The organism is Terriglobia bacterium (assembly GCA_020072645.1).
Classification (GTDB): domain Bacteria; phylum Acidobacteriota; class Terriglobia; order Terriglobales; family Acidobacteriaceae; genus Angelobacter.
Map to the genome: position 1 here is coordinate 656,282 of JAIQGK010000003.1, position 21,396 is coordinate 677,677.

Annotated in this window: 18 protein-coding genes and 1 pseudogene; 7 read left to right on the forward strand and 12 right to left on the reverse strand. The window is 55.2% G+C overall.

Features of this window, described 5'->3' with window-relative positions:
* Positions 1 to 542: 542 nt before the first annotated feature.
* Genes pheT through LAO76_06385 form a run of 3 tightly spaced genes read right to left on the reverse strand, consistent with a single transcriptional unit; the run spans position 543 to position 4,311 of the window.
* Positions 543 to 2,591 carry a phenylalanine--tRNA ligase subunit beta gene (gene pheT, locus LAO76_06375; protein MBZ5490539.1) on the reverse strand — a complete coding sequence of 683 codons (2,049 nt, stop codon included), beginning with the start codon at positions 2,589 to 2,591 and terminating at the stop codon, positions 543 to 545.
* Positions 2,592 to 2,595: 4 nt separating this feature from the next.
* Positions 2,596 to 3,666: a phenylalanine--tRNA ligase subunit alpha gene (gene pheS / locus LAO76_06380; GenBank protein MBZ5490540.1), complete on the reverse strand. Its 1,071-nt coding sequence runs from the start codon at positions 3,664 to 3,666 to the stop codon at positions 2,596 to 2,598.
* A gap of 36 nt (positions 3,667 to 3,702) precedes the next feature.
* The gene (locus tag LAO76_06385; GenBank protein ID MBZ5490541.1) at positions 3,703 to 4,311 is read right to left on the reverse strand and encodes a hypothetical protein; all 609 of its coding nucleotides are present in this window, start codon (positions 4,309 to 4,311) and stop codon (positions 3,703 to 3,705) included.
* Between the two features lie 436 nt (positions 4,312 to 4,747).
* Here LAO76_06385 and LAO76_06390 point away from each other — a divergent pair, with 436 nt between their 5' ends.
* Both LAO76_06390 and LAO76_06395 read left to right on the forward strand, forming a co-directional pair.
* Positions 4,748 to 5,986 (forward strand): SEC-C domain-containing protein, encoded by a 1,239-nt coding sequence (locus tag LAO76_06390; GenBank protein MBZ5490542.1) that lies wholly within the window; start codon positions 4,748 to 4,750, stop codon positions 5,984 to 5,986.
* A 275-nt stretch (positions 5,987 to 6,261) separates the two neighbouring features.
* Positions 6,262 to 7,887 carry an ATP-binding cassette domain-containing protein gene (locus LAO76_06395; GenBank protein ID MBZ5490543.1) on the forward strand — a complete coding sequence of 542 codons (1,626 nt, stop codon included), beginning with the start codon at positions 6,262 to 6,264 and terminating at the stop codon, positions 7,885 to 7,887.
* A 188-nt stretch (positions 7,888 to 8,075) separates the two neighbouring features.
* Here LAO76_06395 and LAO76_06400 read toward each other — a convergent pair whose 3' ends face one another.
* From LAO76_06400 to LAO76_06420, 5 genes are all read right to left on the reverse strand, one after another.
* Positions 8,076 to 8,828 (reverse strand): response regulator transcription factor, encoded by a 753-nt coding sequence (locus tag LAO76_06400; GenBank protein ID MBZ5490544.1) that lies wholly within the window; start codon positions 8,826 to 8,828, stop codon positions 8,076 to 8,078.
* A 238-nt stretch (positions 8,829 to 9,066) separates the two neighbouring features.
* The gene (gene pcaD / locus LAO76_06405) at positions 9,067 to 9,867 is read right to left on the reverse strand and encodes a 3-oxoadipate enol-lactonase (GenBank protein ID MBZ5490545.1); all 801 of its coding nucleotides are present in this window, start codon (positions 9,865 to 9,867) and stop codon (positions 9,067 to 9,069) included.
* Positions 9,868 to 9,879: 12 nt separating this feature from the next.
* Complete coding sequence (locus LAO76_06410) at positions 9,880 to 10,590, reverse strand: haloacid dehalogenase-like hydrolase (protein MBZ5490546.1); 711 nt, start codon at positions 10,588 to 10,590, stop codon at positions 9,880 to 9,882.
* Positions 10,587 to 11,198: a nucleotidyltransferase family protein gene (locus tag LAO76_06415; GenBank protein ID MBZ5490547.1), complete on the reverse strand. Its 612-nt coding sequence runs from the start codon at positions 11,196 to 11,198 to the stop codon at positions 10,587 to 10,589. The genes LAO76_06410 and LAO76_06415 overlap by 4 nt, the downstream gene beginning before the upstream one ends.
* Positions 11,199 to 11,314: 116 nt before the next feature.
* Positions 11,315 to 12,142 (reverse strand): XdhC/CoxI family protein, encoded by an 828-nt coding sequence (locus LAO76_06420; protein MBZ5490548.1) that lies wholly within the window; start codon positions 12,140 to 12,142, stop codon positions 11,315 to 11,317.
* 440 nt (positions 12,143 to 12,582) lie between these two features.
* On the opposite strand from LAO76_06420, the gene LAO76_06425 reads away from it, so the two are divergent.
* Together LAO76_06425 and LAO76_06430 are read left to right on the forward strand one after the other, a co-directional pair.
* On the forward strand, positions 12,583 to 13,605 hold the full coding sequence (locus LAO76_06425) for a zinc-binding dehydrogenase (protein ID MBZ5490549.1): 1,023 nt from the start codon (positions 12,583 to 12,585) through the stop codon (positions 13,603 to 13,605).
* A gap of 23 nt (positions 13,606 to 13,628) precedes the next feature.
* Positions 13,629 to 15,302: a glycosyltransferase family 39 protein gene (locus LAO76_06430; protein ID MBZ5490550.1), complete on the forward strand. Its 1,674-nt coding sequence runs from the start codon at positions 13,629 to 13,631 to the stop codon at positions 15,300 to 15,302.
* Between the two features lie 7 nt (positions 15,303 to 15,309).
* Here LAO76_06430 and LAO76_06435 read toward each other — a convergent pair whose 3' ends face one another.
* On the reverse strand, positions 15,310 to 15,954 hold the full coding sequence (locus LAO76_06435) for an MOSC N-terminal beta barrel domain-containing protein (protein MBZ5490551.1): 645 nt from the start codon (positions 15,952 to 15,954) through the stop codon (positions 15,310 to 15,312).
* A gap of 104 nt (positions 15,955 to 16,058) precedes the next feature.
* Here LAO76_06435 and LAO76_06440 point away from each other — a divergent pair, with 104 nt between their 5' ends.
* Positions 16,059 to 16,529, forward strand: coding sequence for a hypothetical protein (locus LAO76_06440; GenBank protein MBZ5490552.1), 471 nt, complete (start codon positions 16,059 to 16,061; stop codon positions 16,527 to 16,529).
* Positions 16,530 to 16,771: 242 nt separating this feature from the next.
* Here the strand turns inward: LAO76_06440 and LAO76_06445 are convergent, their stop codons facing one another.
* The 3 genes from LAO76_06445 to LAO76_06455 form a co-directional block, all read right to left on the reverse strand.
* Positions 16,772 to 17,545: a methyltransferase domain-containing protein gene (locus LAO76_06445; protein ID MBZ5490553.1), complete on the reverse strand. Its 774-nt coding sequence runs from the start codon at positions 17,543 to 17,545 to the stop codon at positions 16,772 to 16,774.
* 39 nt (positions 17,546 to 17,584) lie between these two features.
* Positions 17,585 to 19,093, reverse strand: coding sequence for an amidase (locus LAO76_06450; protein ID MBZ5490554.1), 1,509 nt, complete (start codon positions 19,091 to 19,093; stop codon positions 17,585 to 17,587).
* 223 nt (positions 19,094 to 19,316) lie between these two features.
* Positions 19,317 to 19,745 (reverse strand): ester cyclase, encoded by a 429-nt coding sequence (locus LAO76_06455; GenBank protein ID MBZ5490555.1) that lies wholly within the window; start codon positions 19,743 to 19,745, stop codon positions 19,317 to 19,319.
* A gap of 290 nt (positions 19,746 to 20,035) precedes the next feature.
* Here LAO76_06455 and LAO76_06460 point away from each other — a divergent pair, with 290 nt between their 5' ends.
* Positions 20,036 to 20,632, forward strand: coding sequence for an NADH-quinone oxidoreductase subunit B (locus LAO76_06460; protein MBZ5490556.1), 597 nt, complete (start codon positions 20,036 to 20,038; stop codon positions 20,630 to 20,632).
* A gap of 101 nt (positions 20,633 to 20,733) precedes the next feature.
* A pseudogene (locus LAO76_06465) lies at positions 20,734 to 21,386 on the forward strand (hypothetical protein).
* Positions 21,387 to 21,396 lie beyond the last annotated feature (10 nt).

The following is a 21,396-nucleotide window of genomic DNA, read 5'->3' on the forward strand; positions in this document are numbered from 1 at the left end:
GGAACTTGCCTTGGGATATTATAAGCAAGCCGCGGCGACGCAGAGGGGGTATGCCTATATAAGACTCTGTGATCTTGCTAAATCTATCCCTGTAAATTCTTATAGGTTTGACCCTATTGAACGTGTCAGTGGCTTCGATGAACTCATCGCTTAGAATGAGAGTATCTTTTTTGAAGCCAAGGATAAGCGCCATAGCCATGCCCAACAACCAGGCGCAAAGCAATCCCTTATAGGAAGGTCGTCCCAAAGAGAAAAGGCAATCCACCAGCAGGTACACTGCCGAATAGAAAATGAATATCCGAAGCCAAGCGGGCAAGATCCATAGGGATCCATATTCTATGTCAGGAGTAACAATGTACTGTTTGGTTTCTCCAAGCATTCCATTCCCCCGCGAGCTGATTCTACAACATTCAAGCCATGGATCTCTATGCGTAGGCGATCTAGCAGGCAGTAAACGGCACATCTTCAAAATCTTTGAATCTGCAATGAAGGCTACCGGTAGACGCCCAACCGCGCGATCATAGAAACACTAAGTAGCCCGCTTATTCCCGCAAATCATACCCCGCCGCTTTGATTCCTTCCACAACTTCTCCGCGAGTACGTGTAACCTCTTCGGCGGTCAGCGTGCGATCATCCGCCCCGAGGGTCAGACGGAAAGACACGCTCTTTTTGTCCGGCGGCAGCGGGAAGATCAGCAGGAATTGGAGAGCGACCAAGCTTTCCCCCGCAAAATGCCGCAGCTTGTTTTCCAGATCGGCCACCAGCGTGTGCGCTGGCGCCACAATCGAAAGATCGAAGCTGCTGGTGGGGAAGCGGCGCAGTGGACGATACGGCGCACGCTGAGACGGCAGCACTTGTAGCGCGTCCAGATCAAGATCGAGAATGGCCGCGCGCCCTCGGTCAAGCAGTCCGGGATGCAGTTCGTAGAGATCGCCCACCCGCTGGCCGCCGACTTCAACATGCGCCGCGCGCTCCGGATGCATGATCTTGCCATGCGCCTTTGCTGGCACGATCCTCGCTCCCGTAGCGACATATTGGACGACGCGTTTCATTTCCAGCAGGTTGGCGCCATTGGTTTCGCGGCCATAAATCGCGGCCATTAGATGCGTCCGTTCTTTCGGTGCACCGTCATTGCCCTTGCTATAAACGCGGCCGATTTCGAACAGGCGGAAGTCAGTAAAAAAACGGCTGTTGTTGGTCAGATTACGGAGAATTCCGTGCAGCAGGCTAGGCCGCATGTATTTCTGCTCCGCAACAATTGGATTTGCGACTTGAAGCAGCCTGCCAGTCCATGAAGGAAAAATAGCCGCATCTACCTCAGAGATAAAAGAGTAGTTGGAGACCTCAGTGAATCCCTGCCCAACCATAGCGGCGCGAATGGCTCGGTGCTGTTCATGGTCGAGATTGCGCGGCGTAGGAGCAGCAAGGACCGCCGGAGCCTGCGGGACGATGGAAGCGTATCCGACCATGCGTCCAATTTCTTCCACCAGATCTTCAGGAATGGAAATATCTTTCGTGGCCCGCCAACTGGGAACGGTAAGCAGAAGCTTGCGCTGATCGACCACGTCCACGCCGAAGACGAGCGATTTGAAAATATTGACGACTTCTTCCGTCGATAGCTTGCGGCCAAGCTTCCGCTCGGCCCAATCGATATCGAGCTGGATTTTAGGCGGCGTGGATTTACGCGCGTAAACGTCAATAGGCGGCGCGGCCTGCGATCCGGGTGAAATCTGTTTCAGCAATTCAACCGCGCGTGCTAAAGCGCGAACAGTGTTCTCCGGGTCCTGTCCTTTCTCAAAGCGCATGGAAGCATCTGTCCGCAGCTTGAGCCGCGAAGAAGACTTGCGAACATTGGAAGCGGGGAATGACGCTGCCTCAAGCACGATGCGCTTGGTCGTCGGGCGAATCGCCGTATCATTACCTCCGATAATTCCGGCAATGCCCACGGGCTTTTGCGCGTCGGCAATGACGATGTCTTCTGGGCTGAGCGAATACTTTTCGCCATTCAGTGCAAGAATCGACTCACCTTTAAGCGCGGCGCGGACAATGATGGTATCGCCCAGCAGATCGGCGTCGTAGGCATGCATGGGCTGGCCCAGTTCGCAGAGCACATAGTTCGTTACGTCAACAAGATTGTTGATGGGATTCACGCCTAGCGAGTTGAGGCGATACTGCATCCACAGCGGCGAAGGCGCGACTTTTACGTTCTCCACTCGCTGGCCACTGAAGCGCGCGCAGAGATTGGCATCTTCAATCGTGATGGAGAGATCGCTTTTGCTCGCCGCTGAGGGCAGATCGGCCACAGGATCGGCAACGCTCAAGCCGGCGATGGCGGCAACTTCGCGCGCCATGCCCAAGTGTCCCCAGAGATCAGGGCGGTTTGTAAGAGACTTGTTGTCAATCTCAATAATGGAATCGGGCTCGGAGTTTTCCGCGCTGGCAACCGCGGCAACGCTTGCGCCGGCGAAAGCGCCGGGATCGTGCACGCCTTCACACTCGGCCGTCTTCATGGTGATCTGCTGGGCAAGCGTGGTCACGTCCATTTTCAGGCCGGGGACAAGCTCGCGAAGCCAATTGTAAGAAAACTTCATAGATTCAAAATTGGTTCAGGAAACGCAGATCGCCGCTTTGCAGCAGGCGTATATCGTCAATGGCATAGCGCATCATGGCCAGGCGCGTCAGGCCCAGGCCAAACGCAAATCCGTTCCACTCCTGCGGATCGAGCCCGCAATTGCTGATCACGTTGGGATGCACCAGCCCGCACGGCAGCAGCTCCACCCATCCGCTCTGCTTGCACACGGCGCAGCCGTTGCCGCCGCAGATCAGGCATTGGATATCGAGCTCAAAACCGGGCTCCACAAAAGGGAAGTAGCCGGGGCGCAGGCGCACCGTTACTTTGCGGCCAAAGACCGAGCTAAGCAGCGTCTGCATGAAATAAATCAGGTGGCTCACGGAAACGTCGCGGTCCACCATCATGCCCTCAACCTGGTAAAACGTGTGCTCGTGCGATGCGTCCACTTCTTCATTACGGAACACGCGTCCGGGCGCAATCATCCGCATGGGCGCGCCATATTTCTGCAACGCCCGCACCTGCACCGGCGAGGTGTGGGTGCGCAGCAGATGGCCATCGGTCATCCAGAAAGTGTCCTGCATGTCGCGCGCCGGATGGTCAGCCGGAATATTCAGCGCGTCAAAGTTGTAATAGTCGGTTTCCACCTCAGGCCCATCGAGCACGCGGAATCCCATTGAGGTGAAGAGCTGCTCAATCTCGTCCTGCACCTGCGTTACAGGATGAATGTGCCCCGGCGCAATGCCCTGCGGCGGAACTGTCAGGTCAATCCATTCGGCCTTGAAACGCTGGTCAGCTTCCGATCCTTCAAGCGACGCTTTGCGATCTTCAAAAGATTTTTCCAGCGTGGCCTTGGCTTCATTCAATAGCTGGCCAGCCTTGGCGCGATCTTCGGGCGCCATCGCGCCAAACGTCTTGCTGATTCCGGCGAGCTCGCCTTTGCGCCCTAGCACGGCGACGCGGACCTTCTCCAGATCGGCCAGCGTGGCGGCGGCATTGATATCGCCCAGGGCCGATTGGGTCAGGTTTTTGATGGTCTGGATTGGATTCGTCAAGAGTGTCCGCGCTCGCGCATGAGTAATCCTAAAATATAACATTTCAACTGGTCGAACTGGTCTTCTTGTGGGACTCCCTCAGTCTGCTTCCGCCTGCGCTGTCGTCGTCCTCGTCACGTTCCATGCCGCCAGCTGGATCGTGTATGCCAGATGCCCAATCTGCTTTGAGTCCAGCTTCCCATCGATAATTGCCGCTTGCAATTTCCTGATTCCCACCTGAATGCTGTCGGCGTCCTCCATGGGGCCCAGGTCCAGCTTCACCGCTTTTGCTTCTTCCAGGCCCTCGTGCATCCGGCACAGCTTCTTGTCTCTCATCCTGGGTGCCCGACACCGTTCGCCATTCAAAAATTCGTGCTCGCATCGCGCTGCGCTCTGCGCCTTTTCCAGGTTCTTCCGCAGTGTCTCCTCCCGCTCTCGTTTGTAGCTCTCCATGGTAGATAAGCATTTTTGGAACACTGTGTGCTCATCGTACTTATTGTTGATCGGGCCACTTGGTCGCGCCATTTCGCCACTATGCGTCTCCACGTAGTACTTGTATTTCTTAAAGGCATCGTAGAAGGCAAGACAAAGTTGGCCTCCTCCGCTCTCCTCCCAATCCTGGCGAAATTTCTTCTTCCGTGCCTCATCGGCTTCGGTTGCTGCTTGATTCACGCCAATTCCGGCATAGTTCATTCCGCTTTCGCTCATTGTGTTTTCCTCTCTCCGCCGCTCCTGATCTGCGTTCTTCAGCGCCAATCTGCGGCAGCTCCGCTTTTCAATTCCGGCGATTTTTGGCAATTCTGGCAAATCCCACCCCACCCCCTGCCCCCCGGCTTCCACCCAATCTCACCCAAGGTCACCCAATACACCCAAGGATCGGCAGAGGGCCACAACCCTAAAATGTCAAAACCCGGCGTCAAAGCCGGGTGTTTAAAAAATCAAAATTAACTCGTAAACCGTGGACCGCAGCCGCCCTCGGCTGCGATTGTGGCACAGGCACTCTTGCCTGTGCGGTGCATTCTTCCATGCTGTAATTCCAACGGCTAACAAATAAAATACGAAACCACGTTAGCACAATTCTTCTGTGCTGCAACAAAAAAATCTACGACCCTCTGCCGATCGCGCTAGTCTATAAGCAAACGCGATGAATGGTTCTCGTCACGATAGACGTCGACAACGCAAATTAGAACGTACACGCGAGTGTCCATGTGGAAGCGGCAAGATATTCAAAAAATGTTGCGGTGCAAAGACATCGAATAGCACGCGAGATGCCCCTGCACCAATATCTCTGAATACTTCTAACAACCGAACAATTATGGGCTTGTCAGGAGAGCCAGGCCATCTGCACGTTATCAACCAATTCAAAGGGGATGATCCTCGAAATCATGCGCCGCTTCAGGGTAGCCCTGGCCAATATACCGTCACATTTGTGTTGAATAGGCCTGGCTACAATTTACAAGCAGAAAACCAGTTTTCATTCGCAACCGGTCTTGAAGGTGATTCACATCTTGCGGTCACAAAACCAGCTTTTGTACCGCCGGGCAACCCAGAGGCAGATCGAATCAAGATTTATGGTCAAACTGAGGATGGCAAATTCGTCTTCACTGGATATCCAAACAAACGCGGGTTTCTTGGAAAATTGATATCTGATTCTTTCGAGGCACTTAGCCGCAATGATGCACAACAAAAGGCTTTTCGGGCTTTAGCTCCCAGTTTAAGCAGTTGGTCGGCACACCTCGACATACCACTCAAGATTTACCAAGTTGACACTTTAGAAATTACGACAGGGAATTCTCAAATGAGCTACTCAAATCCTTTTTGGGAAGCGCCATTTGCGATCATGCCTACTGCTGAATTAAAAGCTGAATTAAGGGGATATGCGGGCCTTTATAGAGAAGCATTGGGTTCGAGCAGCAATGTCTACACATTTTTGTGTTTTTTTAAAATCATCGAAGGACTTCGCGCAAGAAGGAAAAGGCTTGAGCGACAGGCCAAGAAAACAGGAACAGCTATAACGCTACCTAACGAAGTCTTACCGACTAATGCAGACGATGTCCGAAAGTGGCTGAATGCTATTTTCCCTATTCGGTTCGAATGGAGTGCTCTAGCTTTAGATTCTGCAGTGCCTCCAGAAGTGCGTGGTCAACAAGTCTCCACAGTGATTGAAAGCACTTTGGATCCACTTCGAGACAATGTTGCTCATGCTCTCCTGTCAAATAAAGGGGAACTCACGATGAGTGCTGATGAATTACTGCATGTTCAACAGGTTAACAAATGGCTTGCGCTTACAAAGTGTATTTCAAGACGAATGCTAAAAAATGATTTCCCCGCCGAATATCTACCGTATTTGAAAGAAGATGGGGCAGTTGTTGTAAACAGCTAACGTCTATATTTTGTATGAGACAACGGTTCGCCACGATCTTAGGCCGTATCTTCAGCAATGCGTCCTCAGGTTTAAAAAAAGCAGTATTATCCATGCGCGCCCATAGCCGCGAAGCCCGACTGGCGCGCCGAGCGGCGCTGCAACAGGTGCGGATAGATGATGGCTTTAGGCCATTCTGCAGAGCGGTTTAGCACGCGAAGCATGCTAAAATAAAAGACGCAGCTGCGGTCCCGCCTTGTAAGCCGGAAACCCCTTCGCAGTTCCTTATAAAACTAATGATTTCAGTCAGTAACGTGTCCATGCGCTACGGCGCAAAAATATTGTTTGATGAGGTCTCAACGGCGTTTACGCCGGGGAAGCGCTATGGCCTCACCGGCCCCAACGGCGCGGGCAAGACCACATTTATGAACCTGCTTTCCGGCGAGCTTGAGCCGCAGAAGGGTAGCGTTGTCCGCCCCAAAAAACTCAGCGTGCTCAGTCAGGACCAGTTCGCGTTTGATCAGTATCGCGTGATTGACACCGTCATTATGGGCAACAAGCGCCTGTGGGCCGCCATGGAAGAGCGCAACCACATCTACGAAAAGCCTGAGATGTCCAATGAGGATGGCATGCGGCTGGGTGAGCTTGAAGGTGTGGTCGGCGAGGAAGATGGATACTCTGCGGAAAGTGATGCGGCCATACTGCTGCAGGGGCTCGACATTCCGGACACCGTGCATGAGCGCAAGATGGGCGAGCTTCCCAGCGGACAAAAAATGCGCGTGCTGCTGGCGCAGGCGCTCTTTGGGCATCCGCAGGCGCTTCTGCTGGACGAGCCCACGAACCACCTTGATCTTGATTCGATCCATTGGCTCCAGGATTTTCTCAATCGCTATGACGGCGTGCTCATCACCATCTCGCACGATCGCCATTTTCTGAACAGCATCTGCACGCACATTGCCGATATTGATTATGAAACCATCATCACCTATACCGGCGGCTATGACGATATGGTGATGACCAAGACGCAGGTGCGCTCGCAGATTGAAGCGCAGAATGCGCAGCGCGAGAAAAAGATCGCGCAGTTGAATGAGTTTATCCAGCGCTTTGCCGCCGGAACGCGCAGCAGCCAGGTGCAGTCGCGTAGAAAAGAAGTTGAGCGTTTGCAGTTGACGGAACTGGCGCGTTCGAACATTGCCCGCCCGTTCATCAAGTTTGAAATGAAGCGGCCTTCCGGCAAGCACATTCTTGAGATTGAGGGCGTGACAAAATCTTACGGCGATAACCACGTCATACAGGACTTTACCGCGAGCGTGACGCGCGGAGAAAAAATCGCGTTGATGGGGCGCAACGGCGCAGGCAAGACAACGCTGCTCAATGCGCTACTGGCCAGCTCGCCCAACACGCCTGAGAGCGAATTGCGCCAGACGTCAGGCTATGCCGGACCATTTATTGACGGCGGCAAGACCACCTGGGGACACGAAGCCGCCATCGGCTATTTTCCGCAGGACCATCGCAGCCTGATTGAAAAAGGCAGCACCATTCTGGACTGGATTTTCCAGTGGGACCCCTCGGTTTCCAATGAAGAGATACGCGGGCTGCTGGGGCAGATGCTCTTTGTCCACGACGAGGCCACCAAAAAGACTGACGTGCTTTCCGGCGGCGAGGCAGCGCGCATCCTCTTCTGCAAGCTCATGCTGCAAAAGCCCAACGTGCTGGTGCTGGATGAACCCACCAACCACCTTGATCTTGAATCTATCAACGCGCTCAACATCGCACTGCAGCGCTACCAGGGCACGGTGTTTCTTGTCACCCACGATCACGATCTCATCGATGAAGTTGCCACGCGCATCTGGCACTTTGACGATCACAAGATCGAAGACTTCAAGGGGACGTATGCGGAGTACCAGACCGTACAGGTTTAGTTAGCTGGAGATCCTTCGACTCACTGCGTTTGCTCAGGATTTCGGCAGGAGGCTCCCGCTTCGCTCACGCCTCCTGTGCGCCTCAACTTCAAGGGGACATACGAGGAATACCAGGCGGCCCAGCAGCAGATGGCAGTCAGCAAGTAGGCAGAGACGTAGTTGTGCTGCGGTCGCGATTCGCTGCCACTTCACGGCGTAGTCTGTCCCTCCGACCCCATTTTGCCCTGTTGAAAACTGCGAATTTCAGGTCCGGCATGCGCGGGCTCGCCGCTCTCCGTGGCCATGATGGAGTAACCAACGCCGCGTATGGTGTGAATCAACGGATTGCTGGATCCCTGGTCGACTTTTGCGCGCAAGTAGTTGATATAAACATCCACGATGTTGGTAAGCCCTTCAAAACCCAGGTTCCAAACGTGCTCCACCACCATGGTGCGCGTGACTGTGCGGCCCGCGTTGCGCATCAGGTATTCCAGCACCGCGTATTCGCGCTGAGTAAGGCTCAAGTTTTTGCCGGCTCGAGTGACGCTGTGGCGCATGCGGTCCAGTTCCAGGTCCGCCACAATGATCCTGTCCAGCAGTTCCGTGGGACGCCGCAACAGTGTGTGGACGCGGGCGCGCAGTTCTTCAAAGGAGAATGGTTTTACCAGGAAATCGTCGGCGCCACACTGAAGGGCCATAACGCGGTCGGAAATTTCCTTGCGCGCGCTCAGGAAGAGGATGCGCGCCGCCGATCCGGACTTGCGCAATTTTCGCAACACAGTCAGCCCATCCAGCTTGGGCAGGTTCCAGTCGAGAATAATGGCGTCGTAGTCGATTTCACTGGAGAGTTGCAGTCCGTCCTCTCCATTTTCAGCAACGTCAACGGCGAAGTGGTCTGCCTCCAGACCTTTGACCAGGGTTCTTGTAACTTTAGGTTCATCTTCAACGATAAGAATGCGCACAAAGGCCTCCGGAAGCCGCACCGCTATTGCAGCCTTGATAAACGTTCAATCCTTGATATCCGTGGATCGGCCCGATGGGGAAGCGGCGCGAAGGGGTGTTTCTGTCACCTGAGAGTTTGCTTCCCGTGGAGAGAGAATCGCAGACGCCGAGAAAGTTTTCGGTGAGTAATGTCACACCTCTGTGTGACGGCCGTCACAATGGATTGTTGGCACCTACGGCCAAATTTTCATGCCGGCTTCAAGCGGATCTCGCTTGGTTTCCTGGAGCCAGCAGAAAATCCAGCACGGCCGTGGTGAACGCTTGCGGTTCTTCCAGATTGGAAAGATGCGCTGTCTGCAAACGGAATGCTTTTGCGTTGGGAATATCGCGGGCCAGCACTGAGCCGTTGCCTTCCCAGGGAGTTGATGGATCCTTGTCGCCGCCGATCACCAGCGTGGGAACAGGAATCTTCTTAAGCGAGGCTCGCATGTCGGCCTCACGCAATGCGGCGCAGCAAGCGGCATAGCCCTTGGGATCGGTACCGAGCACGACCGCGCGGGTGGACTGCGCCCATGTAGTGTGTTGTTTGTCTGCAGAAAAGAAGCGCTGCATGGTGGCGTCGACAATCGACTGCATGCCGGCTTCGCGCACCGCTTTGATGCGGGCGTCCCACAGATCCGGCGTGCCGAATTTGGACGATGTGTTCGCCAAGACCAGCGCACTGAGCCGTTGTGGAGCATTGATCGCCAGCCACTGGCCCACAGCGCCACCCATCGAAATGCCGCAGAAGGCAAACTTTTCCAGATTGAGCTTGTCCGCCACCGCCAATACGTCCTGCCCTAGCTGGTCCAGCGTGTAATCACCGGCAGGAACGCCAGACGCGCCGTGGCCTCGCGTGTCATAGCGCAGCACTTGAAAGTGCTTGAGCAGATCGGGCATTTGCGGGGCCCACATGCTGTGGTCGCAGCCCAGTGAATGTGAGAGCACCAGCACGGGGAGATTTCTACGGCCTTCCAGCCGGTAAAACAGGCGAGCATTGTTGGTCTCTGCGAACGGCACTTTCTACCTCATCTAGTGATTCCGGGTGCCTGAAGGCCAGTAAATCTGCCAGCCTTTTTCCCGGGCAATCCCTTCCAGATCAGGATTGGGATTCACGGCAAAAGGATGCCGCGCAAGCTCCAGCATGGCCGCGTCATGGATTGAATTGCCGAAACACGCGTCCACCTGCTTCTTCACGACTTCATGAATTGCAGTGGCTTTCCCAGGACCGCTGGGCACGCGGATGAGCCGGTCAGTAATTTGTTCGTCTTCAATATGGACGCTGGCCGCCAGCACGCGCCTGCGAGGAATGCCAAAGCGTTTTACGCCTTCACGCACTACCCAGTCATTGGTGGAAGATATGGCCCAGACCTCGCACCCGATGGAATCCAGTTCGCGCGTGAGCCGCAGCATCTCAGGGAAGATACGCTTTTCCACGATGCTTGAGAAAAACTCTTCCGCCGCTTCCTCCAGCATCTGCACAGAGTTGCCGGCATTGACGGTGACCATTTCACCGCACATCTCGGTTTCATTCACCTTGCCCTGCTTATAGTCGGCATAGCGGGCGGCCGCGCGCTCCGCCACGCCATGCGGAAACATACCGCGATCAATCTGCCAGTAAAAAAAGTCTGCGCCGGAGTCTCCGCTCCACAATGTACCGTCGCAATCAAATACGGCAACGCGGGGGCGCAAGGCCAGGATGGAGTCAGCAAATTTCTGGCTGGTGGAAGTCTCGGTCCTCAAATGGCGGTACCTGCGCGCAATTTCTCAAAGTCTTCCGGCGTGTCTACGTTGGCCGCGACCAGCGGGTCTTTTACGGGAAGGTAAAGAATATGCGCCTGGTTGGCATGCTCCACGTCGCGAGCGGTGCTGTGAACCGGCGCGCGCAGAAAGGCCTCAATCATCTCACGGCCAATCACAATGGGATGACCATGTCTGCCCTGGTATTCCGGCACCACTGCCCAGATTTGATCATCGCTGGAGAGAAATGCCGCCTTGATCTGCTCAATGGTTCCCACTTCCGCCGGCGGGCGATCTACCAGCGTGACGATCGCGGCGTCGCGTCCGCGATTGAGAACATCCTGCAAGCCAACCAGCAAGGAACTGAACTGGCCTTGCTGTGGATTGGGATTCACCGTCAGAAACGCCGCTTGAGAGTCGGCAATTGGCTCAAGGCTGGAGGCGTTAGCTCCCGCCACCACGATTACCAGCTCCGTAGCTGGTTGCAGTGCGCGTATGGCGGCGGAAAGAAATGTGCCGTCACGCCAGGGCAAAAGCGCTTTATCGCGGCCCATGCGCGAAGATGCGCCCGCAGCAAGGATGACGCCCGCAAATGATGGTGAAAGGGCCATGGATCAAACTATATCTTAATTGGTTGGGAGGAAATTGTTTACCGCAAAGATCGCGAAGGACGCCAAGTGAAAGGAAGATTTGGACCGAGATCCCTTTGCGTCCGTTGCGGTTAAGCTTACAACTGCTTGAGGATCTCCGCGGCCTTGGCGCTCTTCATGTGCGGCAGCGGCGTGGCGGAATGGCGGCGGATGGCGATCAGCTCGGCCACAATCGCCACGGCAATCTCTTCCGGCGTGACGGCGCCAATATCAATGCCTACCGGCGCATAGACGCGCGCGAGCTTTTCTGGGGCGATGCCTTCCTTCTCCAGTTCTTTGTAGATGGCGATAGTCTTGCGCTGCGAGCCAATCATGCCGATATAGCGTGCCGGTGTTTCGGCGGCCCAGCGCAGGACCCGCATATCGTCGCGATGGCCGCGGGTCACGATCACGATGTAAGAAGCATCGTTGGGGGCCAGTTGCGCCGTGACGCGCTCATATTCATCGGCGTATATGTCGCGGGCATCAGGGAAGCGCTCGCGGTTGGCATAGCTCTCGCGGTCGTCGGTCACGACCACGTCAAAGCCGGCGAGGCGCGCGACTTTATAAAGGCTCCAGGCTACGTGTCCTGCGCCGAAAATGTAGAGCGTCGAGACAGCCAGAACAGGTTCCACAAAAACTTCCAGAGTCCCGCCGCAGACCAGGCCCGTGTCGTATTTGGGATTGTTGTTCAGGTCGAAGTGCAGCGTCTGCGGCTTCTCGGTCTTCATCGCTTCACGGGCCGCTTCCCATACTTCGGCTTCCACGCAGCCGCCGCCAATGGTCCCAACGATGGAGCCATCATCGCGCACCAGCATCTTGGCCGACTCAAACGAGGGAATGGATCCGCGCACATTAATGATGGTCGCCAGCGCTCCGCGACGGCCTTCCCGCCGCAGCCGGGTTATCTCTTCATAGATGTCCACAGGAGTATTTTACCGGATAGCACAAAATCCACCACGGAGGCACGGAGACACGGAGAAAATTGGTGAGCCCTCGGAAGAACTTAGGTCATAAATCTTTAAACAGCTCTCCGAGCGGTGTCTTCAAGCCCATTGCCAGCAGTTCAATAAATTTTATTGTCGGCGTCTGGAGAGTAAAGGATAGCGTGGAGACCGGTGATCATGGGAAAAAATCTACCACGGAGATACAGAGGCACGGAGGGATTTTGTAAATGAGTAACTTAGTAATTGGGTAATTTTGAGGCCTGTGGGAGCAGCAGTTTTTCATTTACCCATTTACCAAATTAATCAATTACCAAATTCTTGATTTATTCATTTACCAAATTTCCTCCGTGTCTCCGTGCCTCCGTGTTGGATTTTTGATAACCTCGCTTGTTTGCTCACTAGCGCAAGGAGAGTCCCTGATGAAAGCTGTTCGATTTCATGAATTTGGCGGTCCGGAAGTCCTGAAGTATGAAGAAGTGCCGGACATCAAGCCGCGTAAAGACCAGGTATTGGTGCGGGTGAAGGCCTGCGCGCTGAACCATCTGGACCTTTTCATCCGCAAGGGACTGCCCGGGGTGAAGCTGCCGCATATCAATGGCAGTGATGTTTCCGGGGACATTGCCGAGGTGGGCGAGTACATCACGGACCTGAAGGCAGGCCAGCGCGTGCTGCTGGTTCCGATGACGTTTTGCGGCGTCTGCCCCAAATGCACTGAGGGAGAGCAGAACTTCTGCCCGCAGTTTAGCGTGCTGGGTTATTTGAATGATGGCGGCAACTGTGAGTACATCGCCGTGCCGCGCGTAAACGTCCTGCCGATTCCGGAAGAGTTGACTTATGACGAAGCCGCCTCTCTTCCGCTGGTTTCACTCACGGCGTGGCACATGCTGGTGAGCCGATGCGGCATCAAGCCGGCTGATACAGTGCTGGTGCTGGGCGGGGGGTCGGGGATCGGCACGATCGCTATCCAGATCTGCAAGATGTTTGGCGCAACGTGCATTGCCACTGCCGGTGACGAGAACAAGCTTGACCAGTGCAAAGACCTGGGCGCCGACCATGTGATCAACCATTACAGGCAGAAGATTGGCGATGAAGTGAAAAAAATCACGAACCGCCAGATGTGCGACATCGTATTTGAGCATGTTGGCAAAGCCACGTGGCAGGAGAGCATGAAATCACTCAAGCCCGGCGGCAAGCTGGTTACGTGCGGAGCTACCACGGGCCCGGAAGCCAGCTTTGATATCAGGTTTTTGTTTGCCCGCCAGCTTTCGTTTCTGGGTTCGTTCATGGGAACCATGGGCGACTTTCATGAGGTGATGAAACACATTTTCGCCGGCAAGATTAAGCCTGTCGTAGACAAGAGCTTTCCTTTGCGCGAAGCCGCGGCGGCGCACGAGCGACTGGAAAAGAGCGAGCAGTTCGGAAAAGTGATATTGAACCCGTAAGACCGGCCGCAGATGAGCGCAGATTGAGGCAGATAAACCAATTCAGCCGCGAATTAACGCGAATAGACGCGAATACCGCGAGTGGCACGGATGCTGTCATGGGCGGCGTAGACTTCGCCGATGGATCGCACAGCCGCTTCACTTCCGGCCCAGCGATTGTGCTCTATATCGTCGCTGCCAAGCTGTTGCTCCATTTGCTAATGGTTGCGCGTTACGGCATTTTTCGCGATGAGATGTATTACCTGGCGTGCTCGCGGCACATGGCGTGGGGTTACGTTGACCATCCGCCGTTCACTGTGTGGATTGCGTGGTTTTCTCGCGTGGTGCTGGGAGATTCGCCGCTGGGCGTGCGCCTGATTCCGATTCTTGCCGGAGCAGCCGTAGTATGGCTTGCGGGCGCTTTGGCGCGGGAAATGGGCGGCGGTCGGTTTGCCCAGGGCATGGCGGCGCTGGCTGTTTTCGTTGTTCCTCTTTATCTGGTGGCGCACACGTGGCTTACTGACAACGTATTTGAACAGCTTATATGGATGGCCTGCATCTGGCTGGTGTTGAGAGCGATTAACACGGGCGACGCGCGTTACTGGCTCTGGTTCGGCGTGGTGGCCGGGCTGGGATTTGAGAATAAATATTCCATCGCCTTCCTGCTGCTTGGGTTGCTGGTGGGTGTTGTGCTCACCCCGTATCGGCATTTCCTGAAGAGCCGTTATCTGTGGTTCGGGGTGCTGGCTTGCGCGCTGATCTCGCTGCCGAACCTGCTGTGGCAGGTGCACAATCACTTTCCATTCCTGGAACTGATGCACAACATCCGCATGAGCCAGCGCGACGTGGTGCGGGGGCCGGTGGCATTCATCATTGATCAGGCCATGGTCATGAATCCGATTCTTTTCCCTCTTTGGGTTGGCGGATTGGCATGGCTGTTCTTTGGTAAACATATTCAGTCTCCCGATTCGCGCAGCGACGAGTCGTCGCGTGATGCGGGGCGCTATCGGCTGTTTGGCTGGACTTACGTGGTAGTACTCACGGCGTTTATCGCGCTCAAGGCCAAAAACTATTACGTGGCTCCTATCTATCCGATTTTGTTTGCCGCCGGCGCAATTGGACTGGAGCGCATGGCTGCGGGGCGGCGGATGGGAACCTGGATGCGGAGCGCTTATGTCGCGGTGGTAATTGTTGTGGGCGCGTTGCTTATGCCGTTGTCTGTGCCGCTGCTCTCGCCGGAGAACTTTATCCGTTATGAAAATTCGCTTGGCCTGAAGCCGCCGGAAATCGAGCACCAGCAGAACGGCCCACTGCCGCAATGGTTTGCCGATGAGTTTGGCTGGCAGGAGATGGTGGAGAAGGTCGCGAAAGTTTACAACGGCCTGCCACCGGAGGAGCGCGCCCGCACGGCCATTTTTTCCAACGGCTGGGGTGAGGCGGCCGCGGTCGATTTTTACGGGCCGCGATATGGGCTGCCGCAGGCTATCAGCAAGCACAACAGTTACTGGATTTGGGGGCCGGGCAAGTATGACGGCAGCACCATGATTATTCTGCGCAGCAGCGGACGGAATGAGCCAAAGTTGTTTCAGAGTGTTGAAGTCGTGGGGCACGTGGAGCATCCGTACGCGCGCCGTGACGAGTTCTTTGACATTTATCTTTGCCGCGGGCTGAAGGCGAACCTGCGGGATGCGTGGCCGAAATTGAAGGTCTTTGATTAGCGGTGATTCATTCGTGCTCGATAATGTGTGCTGCGTCGCCCACGCGGATTTTGCCCGGAGTAATGATGGAGCTATCGAGCGCGGTGCTGCCATCGAGTTCACTGACGATGCGTAATAACACAGATGGATCTTGTGCCTGCGTATCGGGATCAAAAGTGGTCATCACGCAGCGGTCGCGCAGTTTTTCCGCATGGATGCGCACGTCGCCAATGGCGATGACGCGTCCCGGCCAGTTGCGTTCTTCGAGTTCAGGGACGTCGGCAAGAAGAATGTTGGGGCGCAGGCGGCGATGGTCAATGTTCAGGTAGCGCGCGGCGCCGTCGGTTGCGACTAGCAGTGGCAGAACATCAAAGGCCTGAGGCGCCAGGATGTGCTTAAGTGTCACCGCTTCGCCGGCAGCTTCGAGCACCAGTTCCAGGGCTTGAGATGAGTTCCATGGATGGCCGTTGACGGTCGGTACGCCCTCCGCGTTGATGGAGCCTTGTAGTCCGAGCAGCTTTGGCCGCGACCGCGAGGTCAGAAATCTTCCGTTGGTTCGGATCACCGCGATCTGGCGATCACCGGGAATTCCAAACTGGGTGATTTCTGTTTCGTTCAGCCGTTCGCCTTTGAGACTCTTGATCGGATATCGCCAGATTTCAGAGACATGCATGTTTCATCAGATTGCCGTGAGCACCAGCGGGTTTCAGAGAATCGCGCGCAGAATTTATTTTGACAAGTCGAGTTGGCCGGAGCAGAATTCCCGAATCAACTTCAATGGTGGATCAGAAAAACGCGATGAAATGTGTCCTGGTTGCGATCGTTCTATTGCTGTCAAGCGTTGCCCTAGTGGCACAAGCACCGGCTGCGGAAGAATCCCGGCCGGGAATCGCTGGTCATCACAATTGCAGAGCGTATTTTGGCGTGATGTGGCTCGACGGAGTTCCTGCAGGACAAAGCGAGCAGGCGACGCACTATGGCCTAAGCGAACAACAATTTGAATGGTGGACGAGCGAGGGCTATTACAAGGACCAGGGGGTGTGTTATCTGCCGCAGGTACGAGAAGTGAGCGGCAAGATTGAAATTCAATGCCCAGGCTGTGCTGCGGATTGGGTTTCGCGGTTTCGCTGGGTGGTCTTCGAGCATATGGATGCTAAGGACAAACGGTCCAATGTGAGCGGTCAAATACTTACCGGGCAAATGGGGGAGCAGGGACCGCGAACAACAACCGTCCCAACACCTCAATAAGCGTCAGTGATCCTAAGAGCCGCGTGGATTACGAAGTTACGGTCGTAGGGACTGATGCGGCTGTGTATGCAGCCCATGACCCGATCCGGCCACCGACAGGGCAGGACCCCCAGCTGTTTTATTATTCTGAGGAAAAGGACAAATCAAGCAAAAATGCTGGAGCCCAGATTGCGAGCAACGATCGGGTTGTTCTCCAGGCCGCCGCTAAGTTCATCCTGAAAAATGTCAAACGATAGGATGCCTCAGGCTTTTGATCCGACCAGCACCGCTACCGGCAGGCTGTAATAGATTGTTCCATCGGCCTGGCGAGTGTTGAGATCAAGCGTGTTGTCAGAGATCGATTCGGCATAAATCCTGCGCACGCGATCAGCGTCGCCTCCATTGGGAAAAGAGCGGGACATCAAATCTTCCAACTCGCCTTCCATGCGATAGCTGAAGACTTGCGGCCCTTCCAATCCGGCCTGCTGGAATAGTCCGCGCAGTTCGTCTAGAGGCATTGCGCGCACGTGAGAGGGATCGCGCAGCAACTCAGCGGCATTCAGCGCGTCGGCTTTTGCGGGTTGTGGAGCCATGTCCGCCACCACGATTTTTCCGTCGGCCTTGCATACTCGTTTCATTTCCTTGAGTGCCGCCAGCGGATTTTGCAGGTGATGGAAGACGAAACGCGAACTGACGATAGAAAACTGGTCTGGTTGAAAGGGAAGGGAATAGACATCGCCGGGCTGCCAGCTTACGTTCTTGAGACCTTGTTCCTGCTGCGTTTTGCGCGCCTGCTCCAGCATCGCCGGCGTCATGTCGATTCCTGTAGCGTGCTTTGCCACTTTGGCAAAAGCGCAGGCCAGCAGGCCCGGGCCGCAAGCCACGTCCAGGACTGTGTCATCCGGCCCAGCGCCGGCCCATTGCACAATGCGATCCAGCACTTCCTGGTTGCGGATGGGCGCAGCGGCGGCAAACGGCGCAGCCTGGCGCGTGAACTGGTCAAGGATGCGGGAATTGTGCGAGCCCATGGATTCCATGTTAATCCAGGTGCCACGTCATGGGGCAATCGACGGCTTTCATGCGTCTATTTTTGGCCGCTTCTTATGCCAGTCAGCCTGCTGCTCATAAGCTTGAGCCAGCCTCAGAACATTTGCTTCGGCCCACGGCGCTCCGCTGATCTGCATCCCGATTGGTAGTCCGGACTTGGTGAATCCGCATGGAACAGAAATCGTCGGCAGTCCAAGAATGTTAAAAGGACGCGTATTGCGCAATGTAAGAATCTCCTTTGTGCGGAGATTGTCCATATCGGCCAGAAGTTCGGAAATAGTAAATGGAGGCACTGGAGTTGTGGGCGTGACCAGAAGATCCACGGTCTCAAACACTTTACGGATGTTGTGCCGATATTGGTCTACCTGGCGTCTGGCCTGAATGTACGCGGCCGTGGTCACATCTTCGCCCGCGCGAATTCTCTTCAGCGTTTCGGGCTGGTAAAGTTCCGGATTCTTTTTGACGTTTTCCGCGTGATAAGCGTAGGCCTCCGCTCGCAGAATCGTAGTGTCATTGCTGGCCGGCATTTCAATATCGCGTAAGCTTGCGGCCAGTTTGCCGATCACTTTGAGCGCGGCATTCATGGCGCTCTCAATCTCAGGGTGCAGCCCTTCATAAAAATATGCGCGCGGCACTCCGACACGCAGCCGTTCGGTTTGCGTAAGTGCCGCGGTGTAATCATGTACTGGCTGATCTGCGCTGTTGGCATCGTCAGGATCGTAGCCTGCCAGCACTTGCAGCATAGCTGCCGCATCGACCACGCTGCGGGTCATGGGACCAACGTGGTCATAAAGCCAGGAGAGAGGAATCACGCCCCGGGTGCTCACGCGTCCATAGGTTGGTTTCAATCCCACGGTTCCGCAATATGCTGACGGCTGGCGAATGGAGCCGCCAGTATCCGACCCTACCGAGCCATAACAAAGACCGGCAGCCATTGCCACGGCTGAGCCTGAAGATGAACCTCCAGCCTCGTGGTCGAGCGACCAGGGATTGTGCACCGGCCCGTAATAGCTGATGACCGTGCTGCCGCCATAGGCGAACTCATGCATGTTCAGCTTGCCCAGCAGCACGGCGCCCGCATCTTTCAGCCGCCGCACAATTTCGCCATCCTGTGTGGGAACTCTGTCTTTGAATAGTTCGCTGGCTGCTGTGGTGCGAACTCCGGCAGTATCAAACAGGTCTTTGAGCGCTATGGGAACGCCGTGCAGCGGTCCACGCCAGTGGCCGCGCTGGATTTCAGTTTCCGCTTCATGCGCCCGTGCCAGGGCTGACTCCGCCGTGACTGTGATAAATGCATTCAGGCTTGGATTGAGCCGTTCAATGCGGTTCAGGCACGCTTGCGTCAGTTCGACAGGAGAAAGTTTTTTCGCGCGAACCTGTTGCCCTGCCTCGACGAGCGTCAGTTGCGGAAGCTCTACTTGGGGTGGAGCTTTCGCCAGCACGGCATTCCCTATGCCGCTCGCCAAAGTCACGGCCGTGGCTGAAAGTCCTTGAACAAAGCTTCTGCGGGAGCAGCCAAGATCATCTTTCTCGGACATGCTGGGATTATAGATTTCAAATATCGAATTGGAAATTTGAAAATCGTGCGGACCTGAAGAGTGTTCGTGACCAGAAAAAGAGTCGTGCCACCAAAAGGCCAAATAAAGTCCGGCTTCAGCCGATGCGTTTTGCGGCTGCAAATCTTGCGCGATTTACGCGTAAAAATCAAAGGCCAGCGGCTTCACCGGATTCTGTCCGTTTTAACGGTATGGCTGATGATCGTTAGCGTGCAGAAAGTGCTCCGCTTTCCTCCAGGGCTCCGTACAGGTCAGATACAACCCAGCGCTCCATCAGCTTGCCGCGCTCCATCCGGTAGATGGCGATGCCCTTAAGCGTGATCGGCTTCCCGGTAGGAGCGATGCCGCGGAAGGCGCCCTTGTGTGTTCCAAGGAGTCTCCACCGGACCACAACCCTGTCACCTTCTGCGATCAGATCATCGACTTCGTATCGGGCGTCGGGTAACGCAGACCGGATGGCAGAATAGTAGTCACGGAACGCCTTGGGACCGGTCGGGCCGCCTTCCGGCCAATCGTGGGATGTGAACTGTGGTGATATAACCTCATCGGCCAGCGCCATATTCCAGTTGCCGTAAACCTCTTTGTAGAACCGGCGGACAAGTTCTTTGTTTGCGGCTGCGATTTCATGAGTCATCAGTATCTCCTTTCGTTGAACTATGAAAGTGACGAACGCTTAACTTCTTCGGCAAAGAGTTCAGTCGATACTTGAAGCACGATCAGCGCCAAAGCCGCGGCACTCGAGAAATCATCAGTCAAACCACCTGCCCATGTATTCGATACATTTCACCGTGAATTCTTTACATTTTAGTCTCTCAACCGGCGTCCAATGCGGTGAATTCCTCTCCTTATTCGAGCTTTGCAGCCTTTTTTCAGGCTTTCAGCATCCTTCCCATCCGCCGCGCATCCATTTAAAATAGAGGTGTCATGAGCGATCACCTAGTCGATCCAAAAGTCGAGCGCGAATTGGTTACCAAACGCTTTGAGAACACCGCAGGCAACCCTGACGATGCCCAGCATCTGAAGAATGTGCTGTTTGGCAATGAGCAGCCGCAGGGCGTGATCCTTACCTCGCTCGATAACGTAGTGAACTGGATGCGGAAAAGCTCCATCTGGCCCATGACGTTTGGCCTGGCCTGCTGCGCCATTGAGATGATGGCCATGGGCGCGTCGCGTTTCGACGTTGCCCGCTTTGGCGCTGAGGTGTTTCGCCCCTCGCCCCGCCAGTCTGACCTGATGATTATCGCGGGGCGCGTATCGCAAAAGATGGCACCGGTGATCCGCCAGCTCTGGGAACAGATGCCTGAACCCAAATGGGTGATCTCCATGGGTGCTTGCGCCACTTCAGGCGGCGTGTTCAACAATTACGCGCTGGTGCAGGGCGTGAATCAGGTGATCCCCGTCGATATCTACGTGCCCGGCTGCCCGCCGCGGCCTGAGCAGTTGATTTATGCCATCACGCTGCTGCAGGAAAAAATCCAGAAAGAGCGCGGAACGTTTAAGCGGGCGTTGAATTTGGCGTAGAGAACCAGCCGTTGGCTTTTAGCCGCTAGCTTTTAGCCTTGTCTCGGAGACGGACACTTCGTCAATCATGTGATCATCTGACGCGGTAAGATCATTCGCGAATGCTTCCTGAAATCTCTATCCATCCTGCGCTGAAGGTGCTTGCGCCCGATCTTGCGCTGGGCTGCATCTCGGCTCGCGTATCTGTCGAAAAACATAACGAAGCCCTCTGGCACGAAATCGACCAGCATCTCGCTCACCTGGTCGCCACCATCAAACCTGAACAGATCAATACGGTCCAACAGATTGCTGCCATGCGAAGTGCGTACAAGGCGCTGGGCAAAGATCCTTCGCGTTATCGCGGATCGGCGGAAGCACTTTTGCGCCGCGTGCTTTCCGGCAAAGGGCTGTACCAGATCAACAGGACATCGACAATCTGGTTTCGCTGGAATCTCTGAATTCGGCAGGCACATACGATCTCGGAAAGATCACGCCGCCGATCGAACTCCGCATCGGGATCGCTGGTGAAAGCTATAAAGGAATCGGCAAAGGCCTGATCAACATTGAAAGCTTGCCGGTCTTTGCCGACGCCACAGGCCCTTTCGGCAGCCCCACCAGCGACTCTGAACGAGCAATGGTCACGCTGCAAACTCAAAAGGTCCTGATGGTTGTGTTTTCCTTTACAGGTCCTGAAGGGCTTGAACGCTGGATAAATCGCGCCAGTGAACTCCTTCGCCGCTACTGCAGTGGTGAAGAAATTGAAACTCTCTTGTGACCTGATTTCC